Source organism: Enterococcus sp. DIV1758 (assembly GCF_051711985.1).
Lineage (GTDB): Bacteria > Bacillota > Bacilli > Lactobacillales > Enterococcaceae > Enterococcus > Enterococcus faecalis.
In genome coordinates, this window is the sequence record NZ_JBIOOA010000001.1 from 2487867 (window position 1) to 2508417 (window position 20551).

Annotated in this window: 21 protein-coding genes; 6 read left to right on the plus strand and 15 right to left on the minus strand. The window is 36.7% G+C overall.

What is annotated here, in order from left to right:
• The first annotated feature begins 326 nt into the window (after positions 1–326).
• Entirely contained in the window at positions 327–1730 is a 1404-nt protein-coding gene (locus IGJ52_RS12105; RefSeq protein ID WP_002383291.1) for a dicarboxylate/amino acid:cation symporter, read from the plus strand.
• A gap of 97 nt (positions 1731–1827) precedes the next feature.
• On the opposite strand, the gene IGJ52_RS12110 is transcribed toward IGJ52_RS12105, so the two are convergent.
• Both IGJ52_RS12110 and rlmH read right to left on the minus strand, forming a co-directional pair.
• On the minus strand, positions 1828–2670 hold the full coding sequence (locus IGJ52_RS12110; RefSeq protein WP_002381116.1) for an LEM-3-like GIY-YIG domain-containing protein: 843 nt from the start codon (positions 2668–2670) through the stop codon (positions 1828–1830).
• 47 nt (positions 2671–2717) lie between these two features.
• Positions 2718–3197 (minus strand): 23S rRNA (pseudouridine(1915)-N(3))-methyltransferase RlmH, encoded by a 480-nt coding sequence (rlmH, locus tag IGJ52_RS12115; protein ID WP_002383290.1) that lies wholly within the window; start codon positions 3195–3197, stop codon positions 2718–2720.
• Positions 3198–3597: 400 nt separating this feature from the next.
• Here rlmH and IGJ52_RS12120 point away from each other — a divergent pair, with 400 nt between their 5' ends.
• Positions 3598–4887, plus strand: a complete 1290-nt coding sequence (locus IGJ52_RS12120; protein WP_002416060.1) for a S1C family serine protease — start codon at positions 3598–3600, stop codon at positions 4885–4887.
• Positions 4888–5193: 306 nt separating this feature from the next.
• Here the strand turns inward: IGJ52_RS12120 and IGJ52_RS12125 are convergent, their stop codons facing one another.
• The 7 genes from IGJ52_RS12125 to pepA all read right to left on the minus strand — a co-directional run bounded on the left by IGJ52_RS12125 (position 5194) and on the right by pepA (position 11383).
• The gene (locus IGJ52_RS12125; protein ID WP_002383287.1) at positions 5194–5799 is read right to left on the minus strand and encodes an ABC transporter ATP-binding protein; all 606 of its coding nucleotides are present in this window, start codon (positions 5797–5799) and stop codon (positions 5194–5196) included.
• Positions 5796–7811: an ABC transporter permease gene (locus tag IGJ52_RS12130; protein ID WP_438792138.1), complete on the minus strand. Its 2016-nt coding sequence runs from the start codon at positions 7809–7811 to the stop codon at positions 5796–5798. Before IGJ52_RS12130 ends, IGJ52_RS12125 begins: the two co-directional genes overlap by 4 nt.
• A gap of 87 nt (positions 7812–7898) precedes the next feature.
• Positions 7899–8225: a hypothetical protein gene (locus IGJ52_RS12135; RefSeq protein WP_010715459.1), complete on the minus strand. Its 327-nt coding sequence runs from the start codon at positions 8223–8225 to the stop codon at positions 7899–7901.
• 321 nt (positions 8226–8546) lie between these two features.
• Positions 8547–9167, minus strand: a complete 621-nt coding sequence (gene ytpR / locus IGJ52_RS12140; protein ID WP_002361057.1) for a YtpR family tRNA-binding protein — start codon at positions 9165–9167, stop codon at positions 8547–8549.
• Between the two features lie 210 nt (positions 9168–9377).
• Complete coding sequence (locus tag IGJ52_RS12145; RefSeq protein WP_002385249.1) at positions 9378–9833, minus strand: universal stress protein; 456 nt, start codon at positions 9831–9833, stop codon at positions 9378–9380.
• 147 nt (positions 9834–9980) lie between these two features.
• Positions 9981–10295: a thioredoxin family protein gene (locus tag IGJ52_RS12150; protein WP_002355015.1), complete on the minus strand. Its 315-nt coding sequence runs from the start codon at positions 10293–10295 to the stop codon at positions 9981–9983.
• 11 nt (positions 10296–10306) lie between these two features.
• Positions 10307–11383, minus strand: a complete 1077-nt coding sequence (gene pepA, locus IGJ52_RS12155) for a glutamyl aminopeptidase (protein WP_002355013.1) — start codon at positions 11381–11383, stop codon at positions 10307–10309.
• 306 nt (positions 11384–11689) lie between these two features.
• Between pepA and IGJ52_RS12160 the strand changes: the two genes are divergently transcribed.
• The gene (locus IGJ52_RS12160) at positions 11690–12031 is read left to right on the plus strand and encodes a PepSY domain-containing protein (protein WP_002355012.1); all 342 of its coding nucleotides are present in this window, start codon (positions 11690–11692) and stop codon (positions 12029–12031) included.
• Between the two features lie 318 nt (positions 12032–12349).
• Positions 12350–14005 (plus strand): peptide ABC transporter substrate-binding protein, encoded by a 1656-nt coding sequence (locus IGJ52_RS12165; RefSeq protein WP_002389392.1) that lies wholly within the window; start codon positions 12350–12352, stop codon positions 14003–14005.
• Between the two features lie 37 nt (positions 14006–14042).
• Here IGJ52_RS12165 and IGJ52_RS12170 read toward each other — a convergent pair whose 3' ends face one another.
• A complete protein-coding gene (locus tag IGJ52_RS12170) occupies positions 14043–14594 on the minus strand; it encodes a DNA-3-methyladenine glycosylase I (protein WP_002372857.1) in 552 nt (183 codons plus the stop codon).
• A gap of 76 nt (positions 14595–14670) precedes the next feature.
• Positions 14671–15447, minus strand: coding sequence for a peptidase C39 family protein (locus IGJ52_RS12175; RefSeq protein ID WP_002419589.1), 777 nt, complete (start codon positions 15445–15447; stop codon positions 14671–14673).
• A 216-nt stretch (positions 15448–15663) separates the two neighbouring features.
• Between IGJ52_RS12175 and IGJ52_RS12180 the strand changes: the two genes are divergently transcribed.
• Complete coding sequence (locus IGJ52_RS12180; RefSeq protein ID WP_002354999.1) at positions 15664–16026, plus strand: hypothetical protein; 363 nt, start codon at positions 15664–15666, stop codon at positions 16024–16026.
• A gap of 72 nt (positions 16027–16098) precedes the next feature.
• Here IGJ52_RS12180 and IGJ52_RS12185 read toward each other — a convergent pair whose 3' ends face one another.
• The 4 genes from IGJ52_RS12185 to IGJ52_RS12200 all read right to left on the minus strand — a co-directional run bounded on the left by IGJ52_RS12185 (position 16099) and on the right by IGJ52_RS12200 (position 19583).
• Positions 16099–17235 carry a hypothetical protein gene (locus tag IGJ52_RS12185; RefSeq protein ID WP_438792139.1) on the minus strand — a complete coding sequence of 379 codons (1137 nt, stop codon included), beginning with the start codon at positions 17233–17235 and terminating at the stop codon, positions 16099–16101.
• Positions 17236–17328: 93 nt separating this feature from the next.
• A complete protein-coding gene (gene thiT / locus IGJ52_RS12190) occupies positions 17329–17904 on the minus strand; it encodes an energy-coupled thiamine transporter ThiT (RefSeq protein ID WP_002354998.1) in 576 nt (191 codons plus the stop codon).
• Positions 17905–18067: 163 nt separating this feature from the next.
• Entirely contained in the window at positions 18068–18721 is a 654-nt protein-coding gene (locus tag IGJ52_RS12195; protein ID WP_438792140.1) for a PepSY domain-containing protein, read from the minus strand.
• A gap of 76 nt (positions 18722–18797) precedes the next feature.
• On the minus strand, positions 18798–19583 hold the full coding sequence (locus IGJ52_RS12200; RefSeq protein ID WP_002354996.1) for a hypothetical protein: 786 nt from the start codon (positions 19581–19583) through the stop codon (positions 18798–18800).
• A 233-nt stretch (positions 19584–19816) separates the two neighbouring features.
• On the opposite strand from IGJ52_RS12200, the gene IGJ52_RS12205 reads away from it, so the two are divergent.
• Positions 19817–20551: a class A sortase gene (locus IGJ52_RS12205; protein ID WP_002354994.1), complete on the plus strand. Its 735-nt coding sequence runs from the start codon at positions 19817–19819 to the stop codon at positions 20549–20551.

The following is a 20551-nucleotide window of genomic DNA, read 5'->3' on the forward strand; positions in this document are numbered from 1 at the left end:
TAAAAATACTCTCCTATCATATAGAAAGGTAATATTTCCTTTCACTTATTCTACTAATGATTATTTTAACACAATCATTAAACAAAAAATGAAAAACGTCTGTTTCTTTCCTTTCTTTCTTCAAAAATAACACTTCCCTAAGTAAAAAAGAATTGACAATTCTCTTAGTTTCCCTTAGTATGTGGAAAAGTACCTTTAAGATAGTCCGAGAGGCTAACAAGGCAAAGTTCTGTAAAATTCTGTATTTTTGTATAGTGAATGATACGAGATGTCTTGCCCTTTTTTTGTGTGCAAGGCTTTTTTTGCGCGGTGCTTAATCAATTTATTTGGGAGGCAACAAAGTGGAAAAGAAAAAACGTGAAGTGAAAGGTATCTCATTTACCAAAAAAATGGTGATTTCATTGGTGGGAGGATTAATCGTTGGGCTCGGCTTTTTATTTTTAAGAGAGCACCTTATTCGCAGCAATCAAGGCGCTGTGTGGCAGACAATCAATCAGATTCTTTTCCAAGATATTTCAGATCCTGAAAAAGGACAATCTGCGATTGGGCTTTTCTATATTATTGGTCAACTATTTATCAACGGCCTACAATTAGTGATTGTGCCGATGGTCTTTACTTCAATTACTTTAGCCATTTGTCATATTACCGATACGCAGAAATTAGGACGAATTTCCTATAAAACGATTTTTGGCTTTTTATCGATGTCACTGATTGCTCTATTAACGGCTGGAATTGTGGGCTATAGCGTATATTTAACTGGTGCTTTTAATGTGTCGTTATCTGAAACGCTAGCTCCTGTCGAAGTAAGTACGAGCGGCAACCCATTAATGGTGATTGTCAATGCTGTCACGAAAAATATCGGTTCTGCATTTAGCGACAATGGTGCGATTTTAGCCGTTGTTGTGTTGGCAGTGATTACTGGTTTATGTATTAATGTATTAGGGGATAAAATTCGTGTTTTCAAAAAATTAATTGAAGAAGTCAATGCGATGGTCACGTTATTTTTAACCTTTGTAATTACTAAATTTGCTCCTATCGCCGTCTTTATGTTGTTAGTTCGGACGTTTGCTTCTTACGGGATTGATTATTTAAAACCAGCGTTAGTCTACGTCGTAACAACGACAGCGACGCTCTTAGCCTTTTTGATGATCGGTTACCCATTATTTATCTTATTTGCGACAAAATTAAATCCTGTTCCTTTTATTAAAAAGATTATGAAAGTTGTGGTCTTTGGATTTTCTACTTCTTCTTCGGCAGCCACTTTACCGTTAAATACAAAAACAACGGTTGAAGAGTTAGGTGTCGACAGCGATGTTGCCGCCTTTGTCTTGCCGTTAGGAATGACTATTAATATGAACGGCACAGCGATTATGCAAGTAATTGCGGCTATTTTTGTGGCGGGCGTAGCTGGTTATGAAGTGACACCAGCTAATATTGCCTTGATTGCCATTTTAGCTTTAATGTCATCCATTGGTACACCGGCGGCACCTGGCGCTGGCGGGATTATCCTTTTCACTATTTTAACTGGTTTAAACTATAACAATGAGATTGCGATTGCGACGTATTCATTGATTTTAGCCATTAATCGTCCAATCGAAATGCTCGTTACTAGCCTAAACGTGGTTGGTGATAGCGCCACTGCGATTTATGTTGCACATTCGGAAGATTTGTTGGATGAAGCCACTTATCTGACTGATGTCGCTGACTTGCAAAATGCGGAAGCGGAGTAATTAATGAAAAAGCAGACTTCTTGTATGGAAGTCTGCTTTTTTCGTTATTGTTATTTTGAATATATTCATTAAAAAATAACTTTTTTAAATAAAAATTCTAGTTATTAATATACGCAACAGCACTACCGCTACCAAACTTAATTCCTGGCAAACATTTTTTATACAAATTGAGCTCTTTTAATGTGTCTTTTCTACTTGATAAAGCTTGGAATGCATAACGAGTCAATCCATTCTCAAATATTTTTGATTCTGAATACTTTGAAGAAACTTTGTATGCAGCAACAACAGCATTGTCCGCTCCAGTGTTAACGGCAATAATATAGCGAATACGGTGTATTTTATCACGACCAATTACCCAGTTACCCAAGGTCCGCGATTTCAAGTTATTAACATCACGTAATGTATCATCTAATGGATACTCTTTCGTTTCATCCTTACTAAGGCGAAAAGCATCTCTTACTTTCACCGCTAGAATCAACTCATCTGTTGCTATTTCACTTATTGACATAGGTTGAAAACCAAAACATTCTTCAATGTCTTCCACTAACATAGCTTTAGAACCATGCCCTTTTACTAAGTTTGTCAACGGTAGCCTTTGAATAAGCCGTGCATAATTAATCAACGCATTTTCACTTGCAAAAGCCTCAGCTTCAGATAATCCATAACTAAGTATATAGCTTAGTACTTGCATCCCCAATGCATTTATCTCTTGAATCGTTTTTATTTTTAATGTTCCCGCTGTTTCATCGTTTTTTAATAAATTTGATTGTCGCAACAAATTTAGCGCAGCTTGTCGATGAGCAAAAACACGATTATCTTTCCCTTTACCAATATAAAAAGGTTGGTTGTTTCTTGGATCAACCAAACAGTATACATAATAAATATGCTGATTATCTTTTTGTAACTTATTTAGTGTTGGGGCAGAAAACTTATCTAACATCTATTTTGACTCCTTCTTTCTAAATTTCCGCTTCTTAAACACCGCCCCTACTTATGATAAGGTTCCCCTTTCATAATCCGAAAACCGCGATAAATTTGTTCCACTAATACCAAACGCATTAACTGATGTGGATAAGTTAAGCGGCCAAAAGAAATTTGTTGGTTACTTCGCTGAAGGACTGAATCACTGAGACCTAAGGAGCCACCAATGACAAACGTTAGGTTACTTTTGCCACTAATCCCTAATTGTTCAATTTCTTTTGAAAATTCTTCACTAGATAATTGTTTGCCCTTAATGGCTAAAACAAAGACGTATTCGTTGTCATTAATTTTTCCCAAAATACGTTGGCCTTCTTTTTCTTTGACTTGAAGCATTTCAGCGTCACTGAGTTTTTCCGGGGCTTTTTCATCTGGGACTTCAATGATTTCCATCTTGGCATAGCTATTTAAACGTTTTAGATATTCATTAATGCCTTGAATCAGGTATTTTTCTTTCAGTTTTCCGACTGTTACTAGTTTAATTTTCACCTATTCCACTACTTTCTCGTTTTCTCTTCTTTCTTATTTTAGCACGAAGTTTGGCTACTTTCCACAACGTTTCCACATACTTATACACATATACACAGAGTTATCCACAGAAGAAACTAAAAAATTACTTTATTTAACAGCTTTTTCAATACAAACACATATTCGCCACTGATTTGTCCACATTATCCACATTCTGTGGATAACTTTCCTGAAAACTGTACACAGAGTTATTCCCGATTTGTTCACATTTTTCTGTGTATAACTTTTTCATTCGTATTTTTTCTGTAATTTTTCCCTAAGTTGTTCATAAAAAATTCAAAGCTATTCGATAGACTAAAGGAGTAGGAAACAGATATACTTAATATAGAAAATTCAGATGCACTTATTGGGAGGTTATTTTATGCAACGAAAAGATGTTACACCTAATTCAGATAAAAAAAGTTTATTGCAAAAATTTGGGATTGGTTTAGCTGGCGGCTTACTTGGTGGCGCCCTTATTCTAGGAGGCGCTTATTCTGGGATTATTCCCACACCCAACGGCGGAAATAATGCGGCGACGACGACGTCCACTAATCACGGTGATACAAAAGTCAGCAATGTGAGTTACAATGTTTCTAGCGATGTCACAAAAGCCGTGAAAAAAGTTCAAAATTCTGTGGTTTCTGTCATTAATATGCAAAGTGCTAGCAACAATTCTTCGGCTGATGATCCTTTTGGGGGATTGTTCGGTGGGAATGAAGGTACTCAAGACTCTTCCGGCAACAATGGTAACGATTTAGAAGCAGCCAGTGAAGGTAGTGGGGTTATTTATAAGAAAGATGGTAAAACGGCTTATGTCGTGACAAATAACCACGTCGTAGATAAAGCACAAGGATTGGAAGTTGTTTTGTCTGATGGTACCAAAGTGAAAGGCGAATTAGTCGGAACCGATGCTTATACGGATTTAGCCGTGATTAAAATTTCTTCCGACAAAGTTGATCAAGTCGCTGAGTTTGGGAATTCTAGTAAAATCACAGTCGGTGAGCCTGCTATTGCAATTGGTTCCCCTCTAGGTTCTGATTATGCTAACTCTGTCACACAAGGAATCATCTCTTCTGTGAATAGAAATATTACCAATAAAAACGAGTCTGGTGAAACCATCAATATTAATGCCATTCAAACCGATGCTGCCATCAATCCAGGAAACTCTGGTGGTCCACTAATCAATATTGAAGGACAAGTCATTGGCATTAACTCAGTAAAAATTGTGCAATCAACTAGTCAAGTGAGCGTTGAAGGGATGGGCTTTGCCATTCCAAGTAATGACGTAGTCAACATTATCAACCAATTAGAAAAAGATGGTAAAGTGACACGGCCAGCTCTTGGGATTACGATGTCTGATTTAACAGGTATCTCTTCACAAAAACAAGAACAAATTTTAAAAATTCCAGCTTCTGTAAAAACTGGCGTAGTGGTTCGTGGTGTTGAAGCAGCGACCCCTGCTGAAAAAGCTGGATTGGAAAAATACGATGTTATCACGAAAGTTGACGGCCAAGACGTAAGCTCTACTACAGATTTACAAAGCGCGCTTTACAAGAAAAAAGTTGGCGACAAAATGGAAGTGACTTATTATCGTGGTTCTAAAGAAATGAAAGCAACCATCGATTTAACCATTGATAAATCAGCTTTAACACAACAAAATAATCGCTAATACAAAATGACCTAATATGTAGAACAACTGTCATTCTGAATGTCCTACATACACTACTAGACCTCACGAAGAAAAAGCACCTACAGAATATCCTGAAAGGGAATTTCTGTAGGTGCTTTTGTCTGTTTTTACTAAGGTCAACTTTTTCAATTCCTGATTAGGATAAAAGATATTCTTACTGACTTTCATCACCTAAAAATCAGCTATCTAAATTGTGACTCTTTTTCCATAACACTTCATTAACTCAGACAGATTATTTGCTAGTAAAACCACTGTCAATACCCCTATTATTGTGAATGCTTCTTTTTATAATTTACTAACATCAATAACATGGTCAACTTTTTCAAAAACTCGTGGATCATGCGTTGCAAAAATAACAATTGTATTTGGCGAAACTAATTCTAAAAGTAATTGAATAATCGACTGACCCGTTACTTCGTCCAACGCACCTGTAGGCTCATCTGCTAATATAATTTGTGCTTTTTTCAGTAAAACCCTTGCAATTGCAACTCTTTGAGCCTGTCCTCCTGAAAGTTCGTAAATTTTCATTTTTAAATAGCTTTCATCAAGTCCAACTTTCTTTAAAGCTTCAATTATACTTAACCGATTATCAATAATTTTTAAATTTTCATACACCGTTGCTTCATCCATTAAAGCATAGTTCTGAAAAACATAGCCCAAATATTGACCAAAATACTTAGATTCTTTCATTTTCCAAATATCTTTACCCTCGAAATAAATCTTACCCTCAGTAGGTTTTTCTAATCGTCCAATCGCATTTAATAGCGTTGTTTTCCCCGAACCTGAAGGTCCAACCAAAGCATAAGAATGATTTTTTTCCAATTGTATATTTAAATCTGTGTAAATCTGCTTTCCCCCATATCGCTTTTCTAAATGTTCTATTTTTATCATAAAATTTCAAAATCTCCTTTTATAATTTGGACTCGTTTCTTCTTAATTAAGTAAAACGCCCAAGATATCATGAGCGAAACTTCTGTCAAACATAAAAAGTTTAGGCTAGCAAAAATAAACCAATTTTTTGTATAAAAAAGAAGACTACTGCTTATACAAATAATCCCTACTACTAAGTAAAACAAACACTTGAAAATCTCAAAAATTGTATTGCCTCCTAGTAAATTTCTTATCACTATTTGTTTCCCACGACTTCTAACTTGTGTAACTACATACTGATAAATCACGAAAAATTGTGCAATAAGTAAAACACTAATAGCGATTAGTGTTCCTCTTAACTGACTCATTAGCGTTTCTTTTTTGATAAAAATTGCTTTTGCAGCATTTGTCATTCCACTAAATGACTGATTTAATCCAGAAGATTTCAACGCTAGCAAGACTTTTTCTTGTTTAAATAATCCATCAAAAACCACTTGCGGATACAAAGAATTTAAGACCTCATCTTCTGATGGAAATAATGAAAAATCTAGTTCTACAATAATTTTACCTTCTGCTTCTTGATGAGCAAGAACATCATTATTCTCATGGTAGTTAAATAGAAAAGTTTTTTGTTCGTTAGGAATACTATTAAAGTCACTGTCTTCTATATCTATTGTTGTATATTGGAACCATTCATAATAGATAATTTTTTTGATGTCTTCGATTTGTTCTTGATACTTTTCAGGAACATAGACTGTTATTCGCTTGCTTGCCTCTTTAGGCCATTGATTTTCAGGATATTCTTTTCGATTTTTCTGGACAACTGCTGGATTCACATAGTGTATTTGTTGTGCTATTTTCGTATCAATGCCTGTTTCCTTTAATTGATTGGTTAATTCGGGGATGTTCATTTCTTCAGCGGTTCCTAAATCTGAAGATTTTGAATATAACCATTCGTCAGAACTAAAAAATTGAACAAATTGTTTGTTTTCTTCACTTTCTTCGATAATGTCTTCCCATTTCACTTCACCTTTCACATTTTTTTGTTCTGTATTTTTTTCAAACCAGTCAATTTTCACAAAATCTGCTGCTGCTTGCCAATGATCCAACGTTTTTATTTGATTGCAAAGTGTTCGATTTACTTTCAGACTTTCATTAATTGTCAGGCCAAAAATAAACAGAGCCAGTAAAATACCGATTAACCAGACGACCTGAACAAATGTCTTATTTTCTTTATTTTTCAATATTTGAATAGGTTTAAACAACGCTACGTTTAAGAAAAAAAGACTATTAGAAATTAAACTTATCACAATCAAAAGGAGCATATTTACTACATTTAATAAAATAAATGTCTTAACAAAAACACTCGTGATATTTCCCAGGTAACTACAAAAGATCAAGATGATAGACAATGTTGATAAAATTAAGACCAATATATCGCTACTCATTTCCTTTATCATCTGTTTTCTTAACAGTCCCAAACTTCGCTGAATCATTGCTTTTTTCAAATAAAACATTTTGATAGCGAAAAGTAATAATGCGAAAATAAAAAAAACTGTCCATACAGAATATGAGCGTAAGTTTCCGAATAAAAAATCAAGAGGCGCCAACCACCAACCTATATCCCCTGCTTTGTATTTGAAGCCTTTTCCAGTTAACTTGCTTTGCATTGTTTTATTCAAAGGCTTACTACTATAATACATACCTGTCAGTTCTGTATCAGATAATAATTGTTTATCTTGTGTATAATTTCCATCTGATTTGGACAACCATCGAGGTGCATGACCAAAAACAAAGGTCGATTGATGATTATTTGTATAAATTGGTTTAAATAAAACTAAGTCTTGTTCTTTAGCAAATTTCTCTAATTCAGTAATAACGCTAGTCTTGTCCCTTTCTTGACTATAACTAGTAATATTCACTGCACTTTCTGCAGGATATTTAAGATCATTACCAAACTCTTTTATCTCGCTAAAAGAAAGCACTGCTAATAGTCCCGTTATAATCAACAAGACACTGATTCGCCATTTCATATATTACCTCCCTCAATAGACGAATTGAGCGAAACGTTATTCCACAAAGCCAACGTTCCACTCAATTTTTGTTCATTATATTATATCTTAAAAATTATACCAATCATAATATGAATTAGCGACTAGCCAATACCACTGTTTTTGCGCGCCTGCTCTAGCCCATCCATAATTCGATCTTGCTCTACTTTTCACATTTCCATATGCATCTGTAACAGAGGCATAACTTCCTAAGCGAACAGGAGCTTCTAAATAATAATAAGAATATGCGTAGTTTGACTTTGTAACCCCATACTCCCAAGTATCTTTGTAATGGGGATGTGGATAAGCAACTGCGGCTTCTACAGATTTCCCACCAAAAACTACACTACTAAAAAAACCGACACAAACAAGACCAACAAATAATACTTTTTTCATTTTTTCTTCCTCCATTTCATTATTTGAAAACGATTAGAGTACGATTTCAAAATAATGGTATCAAATATAAAAAAAACTGTCAACTATTGATTTTATTTTTAAAAAAACATTTGAATTATTATATAAATAAAAAAAGAAATATTTTAACATTTGGAACATGTAGCTATTTTTAATATAAAATGTCCCTTTGTTAAACTAGCCGAATTTTTAATTCATTTGAATAATAATTATCTTTAAACATAACAAAAAGCATCGTCCTATTTATTTGGCTAAATAGGATGATGCTTTTTTATTGCACTAGTTTTCTATTGATCGTTTCTTTTATTCTCCTACCGCAAATGCAGAACCAACTTCTGCATCAAAAGGCAATTCTAAGATTCCTTTTTTAGCAGGTGCATTTGGTAAACGTAATTCTTTTGCTGAACAAATCATTCCAAAACTTTCTTCCCCACGTAAAACCCCTGGCCAAATCATTAAACCATCAGGCATCATTGCGCCTGGTTTGGCCACAACTACTTTTTGTCCTGCTTTGATGTTCGGTGCGCCACAAACAATTTGTAAGATTTCGCCGTTGTCTACTTCTGTTTGTGTGATAGATAGATGATCTGAATCTGGGTGTTTTTTACATGATTTGACAAAGCCAACCACAATTTTAGGGGTGTCGTCTTTTTCAAGGGTTTCTGAAAATCCCGCATCTTTAATCGCTGTATTGACTTTTTCGATTTGCTCGTCTGTTAAAGTTACTTGGCCGGTGCCATTAATGTCGCCTAGAAGCGCTGAAGCATTGAAAATATTCCAAGCTACCACTGTTTCTGGTGCCTCAACTAAACTTACACGTGCCACATCGCCGACACGTTTTACTTGGTTTTCCGCACCTTGATCGTCCGCAACGATGACAAGTAAAACATCGCCAACGTGTTCTTTATTATATGCAAAAATCATTTCTGTTCCTCCTCTGTCGTTTTCCTGTCTTATCTTATCAAAAATTGACCCATTGTGCATACTTTTTTGTCGAAAAACTAAAAGACTTGGAAAATATGTCGCTACGACTTATTCTCCAAGTCCTCAATTTTGAGTGACAAGCCGCTGATCCTTTGAAAAAACAAAAGAAACGTTAGGTCAACTCTCTATTCAATCAATAACTTTTTTTACTTATTTTTCTTCAGAGTGAACAATTAAGACATCGCAAGGGGCTTGACGAATAATGTAGCTACTGACGCTTCCCATGACCACACGTTCGACTGCGTTTAATCCTGATTGTCCCACCATAATTAAATCAACATTGTATTTTTCAGGTAATTCATGACTCATGACTTCTTTGGGCGAACCAAACATGGTAACTGTTTCAACATTATGAAAATCAACGCTTTCAGCATACTTTTTACAATCGGCCATTAATTCTTCCGCAGCAGCTGTTTCTTGATCAATTAATTGATCATTTAACGTCGAATACCCCATCATTGTATACACTTGATTTTCTAAAATATTTGCAACAATGACTCGGCTTCCGTTTCGACGAGCAACCTCAATTGCACGTTCATAAGCTAAATTAGCTTGATCACTACCGTCTACGCCGACAAGAATATTTTTATACATTTGTTCTTCCATTTTCGTCACCTTCCCGATGGAGGCTGATCTAAAAGGCTTCTTTGACTAAGAAATTAGAGTCAAAAATGAATTTAGGACCCTTGCGCAGAACGCCCTTTTGTCCAGCTGATTCTCTCTTAATTTAATGGTTCCTCTGGTTCATGAAAATTAGCCTAAGCTAGTTAAAAATGCACTGATTTCTTCTTTTGTTTTTCGGTCTTTGTTTACTAAGCGTCCTAATTCTTGACCGTTTTCAATTACGACAAAACTCGGAATACCAAAAATATTCCACTCGGCAGCCACGTCAATAAACTGATCACGGTCAACTTCGATAAATTGAAACGCTGGAAATGCTTCTTCAATTTCAGGCATGACTGGTTTAATGAAACGACAGTCTCCGCACCAATCAGCAGTAAAGAAGAAAACATTTTTACCTTTTTCAACATAAGTTGCTAGTTCTTCTAATGAATTGGGATAAATCATTTAAACATCCTCTACTTTCCGTAAACAATTGTATTAACTGTTGATTTATCCAAGCCACGTAATGCTTGTAACAACATTTCCCGCGCTGCTTCATAATCCGCAATACTAAACATTGTTTGATGCGTATGGATGTAACGACCACAAACGCCGATGACTGTACTTGGTACACCATTATTAGTTGTGTGCGCAGCCCCAGCATCCGTTCCGCCTTTAGAAACAAAATATTGATACGGAATATTGTGTGTCGCTGCTGTATCTAATAAGTATTCACGTAAGCGAGGCAATGTGATCAAACCTGGGTCGAAAATCCGTAATAACGTTCCTTCACCTAAATGACCATATGTCCCTTTTTTCGTGTGAATATCATCTGCCGCTGAACAATCCACCGCAAAGAAGATATCTGGATTAAATTTATGAACAGATGGTTTAGAACCACGTAAACCGACTTCTTCTTGTACGTTTGCTCCAGCAATTAATGTGTGGCCTAATTCTTCATTTTGTAACGTTTCCAATGCATCTAATACCAACGTACAACCATAGCGGTTATCCCATGATTTACTGATAATATTTTTGCCATTGGCTGTTTTAATCGTTTCTGTTTGTGGAACAATGGAATCCCCTGGACGAACGCCAAAGCTTTCAGCTTCTTCTTTTGAAGAGAATCCTGCATCAAATAACACATCAGAGACTTCTAATTGTTTTTGACCACTCGTACCACGCAACAAGTGTGGCGGAATAGATGAAGAAATACATGGATAGTTCCCTTTACTTGTTTTTAACGTAAAACGTTGTGCTGAAACAACATAGGGATTCCAGCCACCTAAAGGAACCACTTGGAATAAACCATTATCGTTAATTTGAGTTAACATGAAGCCAACTTCGTCCATGTGGGCTGCTACCATTACGCGTGGCGCTGCTTCCACTTTTGAACGTTTAATCCCAAAAATACCACCTAAACCATCATATTGAACATCGTCCACTAACGGGGTGATATGTTCTTTCATGTACGCGCGAATGTCGTCTTCAAATCCGCTGGTTCCTTGTAATTCAGTTAATTCCTTGATTCGTTGAAATGTTTTTTCTTCCATAGATGTATGTCCTATTGCTTTTGATTTGTTGGAAATTACGCCAACCAAGCGTCACTTTTTCTCTAAAAAGTCACTTTATCCTGTCGATAAAAATAGGTACTCCTTTCATATGATTTCACTCTTATTATAACGCAAATACTAGAAAATGCACATCGCTTTCTCTTTTTAAACGTGACAATGAGAATGCCCTAAAAGAATGATTGAAAAACTTTTTTTATTTCTCAGCGGCCCCTTCTCTATGGTAAAATAAGAGTGATACTGACAAAAGTAATAGTAAGCAGAAACCGACCAAGGGAGGTCATACAAATGAACGAAGAAAATGAGTTGACATACTTTAAAGGCGGCTTAGCGCTAGGCGTTGGTCTTGGTTTAGTAGGCGGCATTGCCTCAACCTTGTTCTACCATAAGAAAAAAACAATCTCCGCTGATCTCGTCTTAGAAAATGTAAAAGCTGCTTTTTTAAAAGAAGGACCGATTGAAGGTTCGTGGATTGAGTTTGAGAAAAAGCCCTTGCGGAAATTCGCCATCCACTCCAAAACGTATACTGGAGGAATTTGCCGCATTGAAGACGACGGCATTGTTCAATACGAATTCACTGCAGATGCCTACACAGGAACTGTCATTGACATCCAACGATTAAAAGATTAAAAAGATTGTTACAAAAGCACTTATTTGCTTTTGTAACAATCTTTTTTTCTTCTCATTTGTTTTTTGTAAAAGGGATGTTTATTTTATGTCAAAAAAATCAAATCAATGATGAATAAATACTCAAAAATCGAATGTTTTCTGCATGGAAATCACCTTAAATCTCTACTTATCAACGTTTGTCCACTTTTTTCATAAAAAAGATTAGACATTTTTTAAAAATTGATAAAAGAATAATCATTTCTAACGATTTTTTAATTTCTCCTTTTCATTTTTACATTATACTGAGAGTATTGCTAAAAATGAAAAGGAGCGTGTCAAATGAAGAAATCTGTTTTATTTACTTCATTACTTGTATTATCAAGCTTAGCTTTAGCGGCCTGCGGCGGTGGCAGTGACGATAAAGGAGCAAGCAACGGCGGTAGCAACAACCAAGTATACACAATGGTTGAATCCCAAGAAATGCCTAGTGCCGATCCGTCCCTTGCGACAGATGAAGTGAGTTTTACCACTTTAAATAATGTCTACGAAGGAATCTATCGTTTAGATAAAGACAACAAACCCGCGCCTGCTGGTGCAGCCGAAAAAGCGACTGTTTCAGAAGACGGTTTAGTTTACAAAGTTAAATTACGTGAAGAATCAAAATGGTCTGATGGCAAACCAGTTACTGCTGCAGATTACGTTTATGGTTGGCAACGAACAGTGGACCCTGCCACTGCTTCAGAATATGCCTACATGTTTGAACCAGTAAAAAATGCTGAAAAAATTTCTAAAGGGGAACTACCTAAAGAAGAATTGGGCATTAAAGCAATCAATGATCATGAATTGGAAATCACTTTAGAAACAGCAACACCATATTTTGACGATTTATTGGCTTTCCCTTCTTTCTTGCCGCAACGTCAAGATATCGTTGAACGTTTTGGTAAAGATTATACAAAGAGTAGCGATAAAGCAGTCTACAATGGTCCATTTACACTAACTGAGTTTGATGGTCCCGGAACAGATACTAAATGGTCTCTAACTAAAAATGAAGAATATTGGGACAAAGAGACTGTCAAGTTAGATAAAGTCGCTATCAACGTGGTAAAAGAAGCCCCAACTGCCTTAAATCTTTATGAAACTGGTGAAGTGGATGATACGTATTTATCTGGCGAACTGGCCCAACAAATGCAAAACTCGCCTGACTTGGTCCAATTAAAAGCCGCTTCTTCTTTCTATTTAGAAATGAATCAAGCAGATGAAAAATCACCATTGACCAACGCAAACTTACGTCGTGCTATGTCTTATGCCATCGATCGCGATTCATTAGCTAAAAACATTTTAGCCAATGGCTCTCTTCCTTCACAAGGCTTCGTTCCTGTGGATGTCGCGAAATCACCAAAAACGGGTGAAGACTTTGTTAAAGAAGCTGGTAGCGACAAATTAGTCAAATACGACAAGAAAAAAGCTGTGGAATACTGGAACAAAGCGAAACAAGAACTTGGTGTTTCCAACTTAACGGTTGATTTAATGGTAGACGACTCTGAAGGCGCTAAAAAAATGGGCGAATATCTTCAAGGATCACTGTCTGATACTTTGGAAGGCTTAAAAGTAACTGTGACGCCTGTCCCTATGGCTGTTCGCTTAGATCGTACCTTAAAAGGGGATTTCCAAATCGCTGTTCGTGGTTGGAGTGCCGACTATTCAGACCCAATTAACTTCTTAGATTTATTAGAAAGCTCAACTTCTAATAACCGTGGACGTTACAGCAATCCTGAATACGATAAATTCATTGCTGCGTCCAAAACCACAGATGTTAACGATCCTGAAAAACGCTGGGAAGATCTAATCAATGCTGAAAAAACAGTAATTGCTGATATGGGTGTTGTGCCAATTTACCAAAAAGCAGAATCACACTTACGTGCACCAAACGTGAAAGAAATTATTTATCATCCAACCGGTGCTAAATACGACTTCAAGTGGGCGTATAAAGAATAAAGTAAAGGTCTCCTTCAATTTTGGAAGGAGACCTTTATTATTTATACTGACACGTTTCTAAATGATCATTCACCAATCCCGCCGCCTGTAAAAAGGAATAGACTGTCGTGGCACCTAAAAATTTAAATCCTCTTTTTTTTAACGCTCGACTAATCTGTTGCGATAATTCCGTGGAGGCTGGAACCTCTTCTGGGTGCTGCCAGTGATTAACGATTGGTTGCTGATCGACAAAGTTCCAGAGGTAGCGATCAAAGGAGCCAAATTCTGCCTGAATTTCTTGAAAAACTTGCGCATTCGTGATGGTCGCTTGAATTTTTAAACGATGACGAATCACACCAGGATTTGCTAGTAAAGCTAAAATTTTTTCCTCATCATATCGCGCAATTTTCCGATAATCAAACGCATCATAAGCTGCTCTGAGCGTTTCTCGTTTATTCAAAATAATCGCCCAGCTTAAGCCCGCTTGCATACTTTCCAAGGTCAATAACTCAAATAACTGTTGCTCTTCATGAACTGGACGTCCCCATTCATCATCATGATAGGCTTGCATCTCTTCCGTTGTATTCGTTGCCCAAGTACATCGCTCCATTGTACTGCCTCCTTTTATTTGCTAAAAAAGATGCGAACAAAGGGCACTGCCTGTTGTTCCACACCTTTTCTTATTCCTAATAAAATGCCCAGAAGTTTAACGCTTCATTCATCACTTCTTCGGCTGTAAATGTCCGTTTTGAATGGCCCTTTTCTTCTGAATCGTTTGGATCATTAATCCAGAAATCGCCTTTTTCATCCACGCCACTCATCACCATAATGTGACCAGTTGTAGTGAAATAGCCCGGTTTTACAGAAATAATGACTGGATGACCTTCCTTCAAGAAAGCTGCCACTGTTTCAATATCCCCAATTTCTTGACAGTTATAGCCTTTCATTTCAGCATACGCACCAAAAATAGACCACGCCGTCCCTTGTCCTTCCATAAAGAAGTCATTTTTTGCCCAAGCTAACACATCTAGCGGGGTAACTTCTTGGTGATCCATGTATGAACCAACCATTGCAAGCGACACAATCGCACAGCCATTAATTTCGATTGTATTCGGCTTATCTACATTGCCAAATCCGTACGCGGTGTCTTTCCATTTAGCATCTGTCTGCAATTCTAACGGCAAATCCAGATGTCCATCATATTGCTTCTTTTCAATTTCTTGATTGACCTGTTGTCCATAGCTTAAAGGTTTGACTTTTTTCTCAATTTTAACTGGTGCTGGTTCTTTTGTTTTACTTGATTCAGCACTAGCTTTAACATATGAATCATCAAACCAACTTGAAAACCCACCTGATTTCATCGGCGAAAACTGCGCTAACAATCCGCCAAATCCAAACGATACCAACAACACCGTGAGAACTTTTTTTTGGTAACCTGATGGTTTTTTTGACATACTATTCATCCTTTTCTATCTATTGACTACATCCGATAATCTTATGTATTTCTTATATGCTCACACATTATACTACTTTCTTTTTCGAAAAACAGAAACGTTGGTAAATTCTCATAATTATTGAAGGCGAACATATTTTCTTGAATTTTATCACAAAATTAGGTAAAATACAGGTAATTAGTCATTTGAGTTTTATTCTATTTTATTCGTAAAGGAGGCAGAAGAATGGATCAACATAAAGCTACCATCAAGAGCATTTCTAAACTGATTACGCTCTCTTCCCAACATTTCTTTTCGGCATTTTTAGAAGATTCTCAAGATCAAAAGAATAAAGAAAAGGAACGCAGTGCGCTTTTACAAGAGCTCCAAGTCGCTGCCGCCCAAAAATCCTTAGTGGTCTTACAATTGAAAGAAGTCCCTACAGCGCATAAATTCGAAACGGTGATCGGCTGGATTGTCTCAAAAAATATTTCGGACAATATCGTCGTTCGTTTACAAACGGATGAACAACAGTTGCGCATGATTCCTGTTGCTTCTGTCATGAAAGTCAGCACGTTAGCCAATCGTCACCAACGTCAAATTCACTAGAATATTGAAGTCTTTATAAAATAAATGGAAACCACCAACCCTGGCGATTGCAGGTTGGTGGTTTCTTTTATTTTAGGGATGCGCCAAAGCGACCTCAATTAAACGATTTTCTGTTTGTAAAAGATCAAACAGTGTGCCAATTCTTTCTAATTGTTCCAAGTCTATTTGATAAAGTTTCACTCTTGGTTTGGTTAGCCAGGAGCCTTGTGTAAGCTTCATTCGTTCCTTGATTAACACGCCTTGCTCATAGAGCGTTTTTATCTCTAATTCAGAAACTTGGTCTGTCAAAGAGGTCACGCGACCATGGTGAGCTAATTCTGGTAAAAAAGTAGGGCCTTCTTTTTGAGGGAACGCCTTTAATAATTGTTGATTAATCTCCCAAGCTTCTTTCAGGAATTTAGCTTTTTTTGATAACTCATCGTAGTAAAACAAATCAATTTTAACGAGATCGTACCATTCCTCTTCCTCTAATTCCTTAGTTTGTTGCTCCTCGAAGTGTGCCCAACTACTTGCGAACACCCCTTTTTCTAATCTTAATAGCTCTTGTTCTGCTTTTTCTTTCGCTACTTTCATGCGCGCTTTAGCTGCTTTTTCTTGTCGTAAGCTTTCTTGTAGAAATCGAATTTGCTGCTCTTCTTTTGTTTTTATTTCAGATTGGCTGCCCACTTGTTGGGGTAAACTTGCCTGTTGATAATATGTACCCGTTACGGATGCTTGTTCTATTTGTCGTTCGTTATTTAGCCACTCGTTAACAATTTCTACCAATGATTGCGTGGTTGGATAATTCATTTGTTGTAAGCTTGCTTCGAGGTTGCAAGGTTGTGCCGCATTGGAACAGATTGGTATAAATTCACAAAAATAACAATTTTCTGTATCGCTTGTTTCGGCTTGTCCCTTTGTCCAGATAAAGAGAGGAAACAAGTGTTGCAACTTTTCTAGCAAAATCTTCGGGTCTAAGGTCAGTCCTAAACAACGGATGCTTAAATAACTTTTGCTAGCTGATTGCTGTAACAGCTTTTCTGGCATTATTGTTCTTTCGTCCTGTCTAGCACATGACTGTTTTTGTTGCCATTGCTCAACTAGCTCCTGTTCACTTAACGGACCGAAAATGGTTACTCTTTTTGCCACATGTGGCAAAGCCTTCGGATAAAAAGAGACTTCTAACAATTCACTCAGTGAAACCACCGCCTTTTTTCTTTTTTTATTCATATTATACCGTACTCGACAATGAAATAGCTAGTTGCTTTAAAAAGAAAAAGTCCTAAGTCAGAAGTAAAGGAAACTTCTGACTTAGGACTCAACTTATTTCTTAGGAACAAATAATTGCGGTGCTACTTTTGCCAATAAGCCTAGTACTAGACTTACATACAAACAATTGACGACGGTACTCGTACCGTTTAGTACAAAAGAATAGAGGTATGGGCTCATTCCTTCTGGTGCATACATGCCCCAAACCAATACACCCGCCCAAAAATGCCAAAACCAGCGGGCGAAGACTGCGACAACACTTCCTAAAATAATCGTACGAATGGCTGATTTTAAGCGATTCGCTTGAAAATAGAGTTGAATTTTTCTAGCGAATACGCCACCCATTCCTCCAAACGCAAAAGCAAAGGGATATTCAAAAATAATCTGTGGAACGGACAAGAAATTTTTCATGGCTGTACCGAGAATAATATTTAACATGCCCCAAACAAAGCCTGCTGCAACTCCGGGAAGCAACCCACGACGAAACGAATAAAGAACTAATGGGACCATTCCCAACGATAGGTCCAAGCCACTATTGGCAAATTCAATCGGTAAAAAAGAGAGGGCCATTGCCATTGCTGCGACGACTGTTCCTTCTACCCAAATACGTAAATCCATTTTTCTAGCCAAACAAATTTCCTCCTATGTTCTGACGCTCTCAACCACTAATACATCGTTATTTTACCATAGGGACTTTAGAAAAACACGTTTGTCGAACAAGCAAAAAAATAGCTGGACCAACGTTTAAGGGAATCAACTCCTACTCAAACGCATGCCAGCTACTGTTTATCCATTAATCATCCCGCTCAGTTGTCAAAATTTTACCAGAATGAGCATCGATTTTTACCTCTATTTTTTGTTGGCCCTCTTTCACTTTCACTTCCCAATAGGTGATTCCTAATTCTTTCTCTAACTTCCAATCTGTTGCCTGGCCGACTTTTGCTGCTTTTTCAGCCAAGGTTGTAGCTTGTTCTCTGGAAATGATCTTTGTTAAATCAAGTGCCTCTTCTTGCATTTTAACGCTATTTTGTTCATCGACATCCAAAGTTTCGACTTTTTCTTTTGTGAATTCGCCTGTCTCTGCGTTCACTTCAACTTGATATTCTTTTTGCTGATCCACGCCTTCTATTTCATAAAAATAACGGCCAAAATCTGTATCTAACTGCAGACTTGTTATTTTAGCTTCTGGATATTTTTTCTCAAATGCTATCGTTACTTTTTCTAAAGAGACAGCTACCGCACTTGTCTTCTCTGATGTCGTCGTTGCTTCTTGTTGTACGGATGAACTTGTTTCACTAGTTGATATTGCTGTTTCTTTTTGTTCATTTGTTGGTGAAACAGCAGTAGGCGTTTTGGGTGTACAGCCAGCTACCAAAAAGAGGGCCAAGCCAGTCAGAGCGCCATAGAGTATTTTTTTCATTAAACAACCTTCTTTCCTTTTTATCATTTTATTATACTTGATTTCTCATTCAAATCATAGCTACAAAAAGAGCCCTACTTTAGTTGATAAAGTTAGAGCTCTCTCAGCCTTCATGGGCTAACATAAAAATTTCACCGAAATCATTCTCTTGTTCAATGTGCCAAATGCGTTTTTCACTATTATAGACAAGCGTTGCCAAAATTTCTTCTTTTTGGTAAGAGGTATTTTTCATCTTGCTAAGTGAATCTTCCACCAAGTAAATAGGAATCCGATATTCTTCTTTATCCACTTCCGTTTGTTGGAAGCAAAAAATAACACCTTCTTGCAAGATACCTTTCATATTTTTAAGTAATTCAGGACTTAATTTTTCGACAGGCGTATTTCGTTTAAAGAAGGCCTTTTTCTGGTTGACTTTCTCTAAAACAACACGTGTAATTTTATCAGCAAAGATTCGATAAAATTCATCAATATAACGATAATAGACACGCGTCATCTGATCTGCAAATTCAAAAAAGACAAAATCATTTTGTAGCTTATAAAAGAAAGGCGAATGCAAACTATTCTTCATGTGTCCAAAATAAAGAAGTTCCGAAATTTCTAATGGCGTTAGCTCTTTTAGCATCGTCACATCGGAAAAGTCAATCCATTTAATCTCTTCAGTCATCCAACGACGTTGTAGCGATTGAAAATAGCGATTGACGCTTTCTTCTCCACGAATAATTTTCAAGCCTGAATGCATATCGTATTCGCCAGCTTCGGCAGAAGGATCTAATAATAGTAAGTTCTGTGGATGATGCACAATTGAACGAACAAAATCGGAATGGGTAATTCCTTTAGATAAAACCGCGTTGCTGGTTACATCTATATGTACATAAATTAAATCAAGCAAATTCCCATCTCCCCTCTACTAGCCTCCTTACCATTTTACAATATTTTCAAAAGAAAAGCTTGTTTCTTTTACTTTAAAATTCCATTACAAAATGAGGATTTTTTTGAAAAATCAATCGATTCAGTTGTTTTTTATTAAATCAAGGTCCGGTCTGCTTACCTATTCCCCGAAGAAAATAAATAGGTTTTTCAAATAAATTGTGGTAAACTTGATACATTAAAAGGAGGGAGAATATGCGCCCAAAAGAGAAAAAAAGAGGAAAAAATTGGTTAATCAACAGCTTATTAGTTTTACTATTTATCATTGGCTTGGCCTTAATTTTTAACAATCAGATACGCAGTTGGGTGGTTCAACAAAATAGCCGCTCGTACGCCGTTAGCAAGCTGAAACCAGCTGATGTGAAGAAAAATATGGCTCGTGAAACAACGTTTGACTTTGATTCAGTTGAGTCCTTGAGCACAGAAGCGGTGATGAAAGCCCAATTTGAAAACAAAAACTTACCTGTGATTGGTGCCATTGCGATACCAAGTGTCGAAATTAATTTGCCTATTTTTAAAGGATTGTCAAATGTCGCTTTATTAACTGGTGCGGGAACCATGAAAGAAGATCAAGTCATGGGGAAAAACAATTATGCCTTGGCTAGTCATCGAACGGAAGATGGCGTTTCCTTATTTTCACCTTTAGAAAGAACCAAAAAAGACGAACTCATTTATATCACTGATTTATCTACTGTTTATACATACAAAATAACTTCTGTAGAAAAAATCGAACCAACCCGCGTTGAGTTAATTGATGACGTTCCTGGTCAAAATATGATTACCTTAATTACCTGTGGCGATTTACAAGCAACGACGCGAATTGCTGTTCAAGGAACATTAGCAGCAACGACGCCTATTAAAGACGCCAACGACGATATGTTGAAGGCTTTCCAATTGGAGCAAAAAACCTTAGCCGATTGGGTGGCTTAA

Coding starts and splice junctions, on each gene's coding strand:
- IGJ52_RS12185 (WP_438792139.1), bottom strand. CDS start 17,235: ATGAATAAAAAAAGAAAAAAGGCGGTGGTTTCACTGAGTGAATTGTTA.
- IGJ52_RS12175 (WP_002419589.1), bottom strand. CDS start 15,447: ATGAATAGTATGTCAAAAAAACCATCAGGTTACCAAAAAAAAGTTCTC.
- IGJ52_RS12205 (WP_002354994.1), top strand. CDS start 19,817: ATGCGCCCAAAAGAGAAAAAAAGAGGAAAAAATTGGTTAATCAACAGC.
- IGJ52_RS12110 (WP_002381116.1), bottom strand. CDS start 2,670: ATGTTAGATAAGTTTTCTGCCCCAACACTAAATAAGTTACAAAAAGAT.
- IGJ52_RS12170 (WP_002372857.1), bottom strand. CDS start 14,594: ATGGAGCGATGTACTTGGGCAACGAATACAACGGAAGAGATGCAAGCC.
- IGJ52_RS12135 (WP_010715459.1), bottom strand. CDS start 8,225: ATGAAAAAAGTATTATTTGTTGGTCTTGTTTGTGTCGGTTTTTTTAGT.
- pepA (WP_002355013.1), bottom strand. CDS start 11,383: ATGGAAGAAAAAACATTTCAACGAATCAAGGAATTAACTGAATTACAA.
- IGJ52_RS12160 (WP_002355012.1), top strand. CDS start 11,690: ATGAACGAAGAAAATGAGTTGACATACTTTAAAGGCGGCTTAGCGCTA.
- IGJ52_RS12145 (WP_002385249.1), bottom strand. CDS start 9,833: ATGGAAGAACAAATGTATAAAAATATTCTTGTCGGCGTAGACGGTAGT.
- IGJ52_RS12150 (WP_002355015.1), bottom strand. CDS start 10,295: ATGATTTATCCCAATTCATTAGAAGAACTAGCAACTTATGTTGAAAAA.
- ytpR (WP_002361057.1), bottom strand. CDS start 9,167: ATGATTTTTGCATATAATAAAGAACACGTTGGCGATGTTTTACTTGTC.
- IGJ52_RS12120 (WP_002416060.1), top strand. CDS start 3,598: ATGCAACGAAAAGATGTTACACCTAATTCAGATAAAAAAAGTTTATTG.
- IGJ52_RS12180 (WP_002354999.1), top strand. CDS start 15,664: ATGGATCAACATAAAGCTACCATCAAGAGCATTTCTAAACTGATTACG.
- IGJ52_RS12130 (WP_438792138.1), bottom strand. CDS start 7,811: ATGAAATGGCGAATCAGTGTCTTGTTGATTATAACGGGACTATTAGCA.
- IGJ52_RS12165 (WP_002389392.1), top strand. CDS start 12,350: ATGAAGAAATCTGTTTTATTTACTTCATTACTTGTATTATCAAGCTTA.
- IGJ52_RS12195 (WP_438792140.1), bottom strand. CDS start 18,721: ATGATAAAAAGGAAAGAAGGTTGTTTAATGAAAAAAATACTCTATGGC.
- IGJ52_RS12125 (WP_002383287.1), bottom strand. CDS start 5,799: ATGATAAAAATAGAACATTTAGAAAAGCGATATGGGGGAAAGCAGATT.